Genomic DNA, 4,554 nt, shown 5'->3' on the forward strand with positions numbered 1-4,554 from the left:
CATCCGTACGCCCGGCAATCGGCGAACCGATCGGGATATCCGTCCCCGCACCCAACCGCGACAACAACGCCGCAAACGCCGCCCGCACCACCATGAACACACTGGCGCCGCAGTCGCGGGCAAGGTCGATGAGGTCTTGGTGGAGCCGTGCGTCGAGCTCAACCGGCACGTGTCCGCCGCGATGGGTGGAGACGGCGGGCCGGGGGCGGTCCACCGGTAGTTCCAACTGCTCCGGCAGTCCGGTCAGTGTCTCGGTCCAGTAGGTGACCTGTCGGCTGAGCAGGCTGTCCGGGTCGGACTCATCGCCGAGCAGCTCCCGCTGCCACAGCGCATAGTCCACGTACTGCACCGGCAATGGCTTCCACTGCGGAGCACGGCCGCTCACCCGAGCCTCATACGCGGCCACCACATCGCGCGCCAACGGCGCCATGGACCAACCGTCACCGGCGATGTGATGCAGCACCACGAACAGCACGTGCGAAGTGTCATCCAGGTGGAACAGGCATGCGCGCAAGGGAAGTTCACGGGTTACGTCGAAGCCTCGAGCAGTCTCTCCGGCCAGGGCGGCGGGCAGCTCCGCTTCCGTGATATCGATGTGCGTGAGCTCGACGCGGGCCCGGTCACCGTCGAGGATCACCTGCTGCGGGATGCCGTCGAGGTTCTCCGGGAACACCGTGCGCAGGCTCTCGTGACGGGCGACCACATCATCAAGCGCCGTCGCGAGGGCTGCCCGGTCCAAGTCGCCGGTCAGGCGCAGCGCTATGGGCATGTTGTACGTGGCAGCTGTCGAGCCCTCGAAGCGGTTGAGGAACCACAGGCGGCGCTGGGCGAACGACAGTGGCAGATCCGCGGGGCGGGACATCGGGGACAGCACCGCGCGAGCGCCGCCGGCCTCGTCGACGTGCCGGGCCAGCTGGGCCACGCTCGGCGCCTCGAACAGCGCACGCAGCGGCAGTTCCACGCCCATGACGCCACGGATGCGGTTCACCAGCCGGGTGGCGAGCAGCGAGTGTCCTCCCAGGTCGAAGAAGCTGTCCTCGACTCCGACCCACTCCAGGCCGAGGATCTCGGCGAACAGGCCGCACAACACCTCTTCGCGCGCGTTGCGCGGTGCTCGGCCATGGATCGCGGCCGCGAAGTCGGGTGCGGGCAGGGCCTTGCGGTCGAGCTTGCCGTTCACTGTCACAGGCAGGGCGGCGAGAACGACCACGGCGGCGGGCACCATGAACTCCGGCAGTCGGGCACGCACGAACTGCCGCAGCTCATTGGGCTCGATGGCGGCGCCGGCGGCCAGGATCACATAGGCGACGAGGCGTGCGTCGTGTCCCTCGCCGGTGTGCACGGTGATCACGGCCTGTTCGACCGCCGGGTGCGCGGTGACCGCCGACTCCACTTCACCGAGCTCGACCCGGAAACCACGGATCTTCACCTGGAAGTCGGTGCGCCCCAGGAACTCGATGTTGCCGTCGGCCCGCCACCGCACCAGGTCTCCGGTGCGGTACATGCGCTGCCCCGGGTCACCGTAGGGGTTCGCCACAAACCGGTCCGCCGTCAGCCCGGGACGACCGACGTATCCACGCGCCAACTGCACGCCCGATACGTAGAGTTCACCGGGCACACCAGTCGGCACCGGCTGCAGCCGCTCGTCCAGGACATAGGCACGCGTGTTCCAGACGGGGGCGCCGATCGGAACGCTCGTCGCGCCAGGCTCGTACCGAACCGCCCAGCGGGTCACATCGATGGACGCCTCGGTGGGCCCGTACAGGTTGAACAGCCCCGCGTCCAGGGTGTTGCGGAACTTCTCGGCGAGTTCCAGGGACAGGGCTTCCCCGCCGAGGATCACGGTGTGCAGCGTCGAGCAGGTGGCCGCGGTCGGCTCCGCCAGGAACACGGCAAGCATCGAAGGTACGAACTGCAGCGTCGTGATCCGCTGGGCGCGTATGACCTCGACGAGGTAGGCCGGGTCCCGGTGTCCGCCGGGCTTGGCGACCACCAGGGTCGCGCCGACTTGCAGGGCCCAGAAGAACTCCCACACCGAGACATCGAATCCGGTCGGAGTCTTCTGCAGGATCCGGTCGCCGGCCCGTTGCGGATGCCTGGCCTGCATCCACGCCAGGCGGTTCACAATGGCGTCGTGCGGGATCATCACGCCCTTGGGGCGGCCGGTGGACCCGGAGGTGTAGATCACATACGCGGGATGCGAGATCCGAAGCGGCGCGGCCAGGTCGGCATCGCTCAGGTCGGCGTCCGGGTACCCGGTGAGTGCGTCCTCGAAGCCGGCGGCATCGAGGACGATGGCAGGCAGCGATCCCGGCAGCAGTTCCACGGTCCCGGTCGACGCCAGCACGCACACGGGGCGGGCGTCGTCGAGCATGTAGGCGATCCGGTCGGCCGGGTATTCCGGGTCCACGGGAAGGTATGCCGCCCCGGCCTTCACCACGGCGTAAACGGCGACGACCTGCTCCACCGAACGGGGCAAGGCGAGGGCGACAATCTGCTCCGGGCCTGCTCCGTGCTGGATGAGCATCCGTGCGAGACGGTTGGCGCGTGCGTTGAGCTCCGCGTAGGTGAGCTCAACGTCGTCGTGGACCACGGCCGTCGCATTCGGGGTTCGCGCCACCTGCTCTTCGAACAGCACGGGCAGCGGCACCTGTCGGACCTCGGCGGCGGTGGTGTTCCACTCCTCGACGATCCGGCGCAGCTCGGTGGCCGAGAGCACGTCCAGCGTCGCGACCGGCTGATCCGGGTCACGGACCGCGTCACGCAGAACGCGCTCGAAGCGGGCCACCAGTTCTTGGGCCGTGCCCCAGTCGTACAGATCAGTGGCGAATTCCAGTGTGCCGGTGAGGCCGCCTTCGGCGCCGGTGGCCGTGTGGAGCTCATCGAGGTAGACGCACAGGTCGAAGCGGGCCGCGGGAGCGGTACCGGGTTCGGCCGTGACCTTGATGCCCGGCAGCCGGAGCTCCGGCTGCTCGGTGTTCTGGAAGGCGAGCATCACCTGGAACAGAGGGTGCGAAGCCATCGAACGCACCGGATTGAGGACCTCCACCAGGTGCTCGAACGGCACGTCCTGGTGCATATGCGCGGCCAGGTCGGTCTCGCGGACTCGCCCGACCAGTTCACGGAAGGTCGGCTCGCCGGACAGGTCGGTGCGCAACACCAGCGTATTGACGAAGAACCCGACCAGGTCGTGCAGGGCCTCGTCGGTACGGCCGGCGATGGGCGCGCCGATCGGGATGTCCGTCCCCGCGCCCAACCGCGACAGCAACGCCGCGAACGCCGCCCGCACCACCATGAACACACTCGCACCGGATTCCCGGGCCAGCTCCGCGAGGTTTTTGTGCAGCTCCGCGTCCAGCGTGAACGCGATGCTGTCACCCTGGTATGAGGCGTGGGAAGGGCGTGCCCGATCTGCCGGCAGCGCCAACTGCTCGGGCACGTCGGCGAGTTGCGTCTTCCAGTACGCCAGCTGACGGGTGAGCAGGCTGTCGGGGTCGGAGTCGTCACCGAGCAGTTGCCGTTGCCACAGCGCGTAGTCGGCGTACTGGACCGGCAGCGGCTCCCACTCCGGAGCACGACCGCTCGTCCACGCCTCATACGCGACCGCCACATCCCGTGCCAACGGGGCCATGGACCAGCCGTCACCGGCGATGTGGTGCACCACCACCATCAGGACACTCGTCGCGTCATCAAGGGCGAACAGCCGGGCCTTGATGGGCAGTTCGACGGTCAGATCGAAGGCATGACCGGCGGTCTCGGTCACGTGCGCGGGCAGCTCGATGTCCGTGGACTCCACCACCTCCAGCGCCACGCCGGCCTCTTCGGCACCGAGGATCCGCTGGTGCGGGGTGCCGTCGGGGCCTTCGGGGCCTTCGGGGCCTTCGGGGAAGACAGTGCGCAGGCTTTCGTGACGTTTCACGATGTCCTGCAGCGCTCCAGCCAGCGCGTCCCGGTCCAAGTCGCCGGTCAGCCGCAGCACGATCGGCAGGTTGTACGCCGAAGCGGCCGCCCCTTCCAAACGGTTGAGGAACCACAGCCGCCGCTGGGCGTAGGAAAGCGGTACCTCCGCCGGGCGGTCCATCGGCAGCAGCGCCGCCCGTGCCGCACCGGCATCGGCCACCCGCTCGGCAAGCCGGGCCACGGTCGGCCCCTCGAAAAGGACGCGCAGGGGCAGTTCCACATTGAGGACGGTGCGGATGCGGCTGATCACACGGGTGGCCAGCAGGGAGTGGCCGCCCAGATCGAAGAAGCTGTCGTCGATCCCGACCCGCTCCACGCCGAGCACATCCGCGAAGATCCCGCACAGGGCCTGCTCACCGGCAGTGCGGGGAGCACGGAATGCAGCGGCGGACGTATAGTCCGGCGCGGGCAACGCGCGTCGGTCCAGCTTGCCGTTGGCCGTCGTGGGCAACGTGTCAAGGACCACCACCGCGGCCGGCAGCATGAATTCGGGGAGGCGACCGCTGAGGAAGCGGCGTACTTCGGCGCCGTCGACCGTGCCACCCGCGGCAGGAACGACATAGGCGACCAGCCGCTTGTCACCGGGACGGTCCT

General features: G+C 68.7%; 1 protein-coding gene. It reads right to left on the reverse strand.

The annotated features are described in order from the left end of the window. Positions 1-4,554, reverse strand: a 4,554-nt coding sequence (locus ACV530_RS36435) for an amino acid adenylation domain-containing protein (protein ID WP_494337025.1), incomplete at both ends; no start/stop codon positions are given.

This window comes from Streptomyces sp. SX-6 (assembly GCF_059089585.1).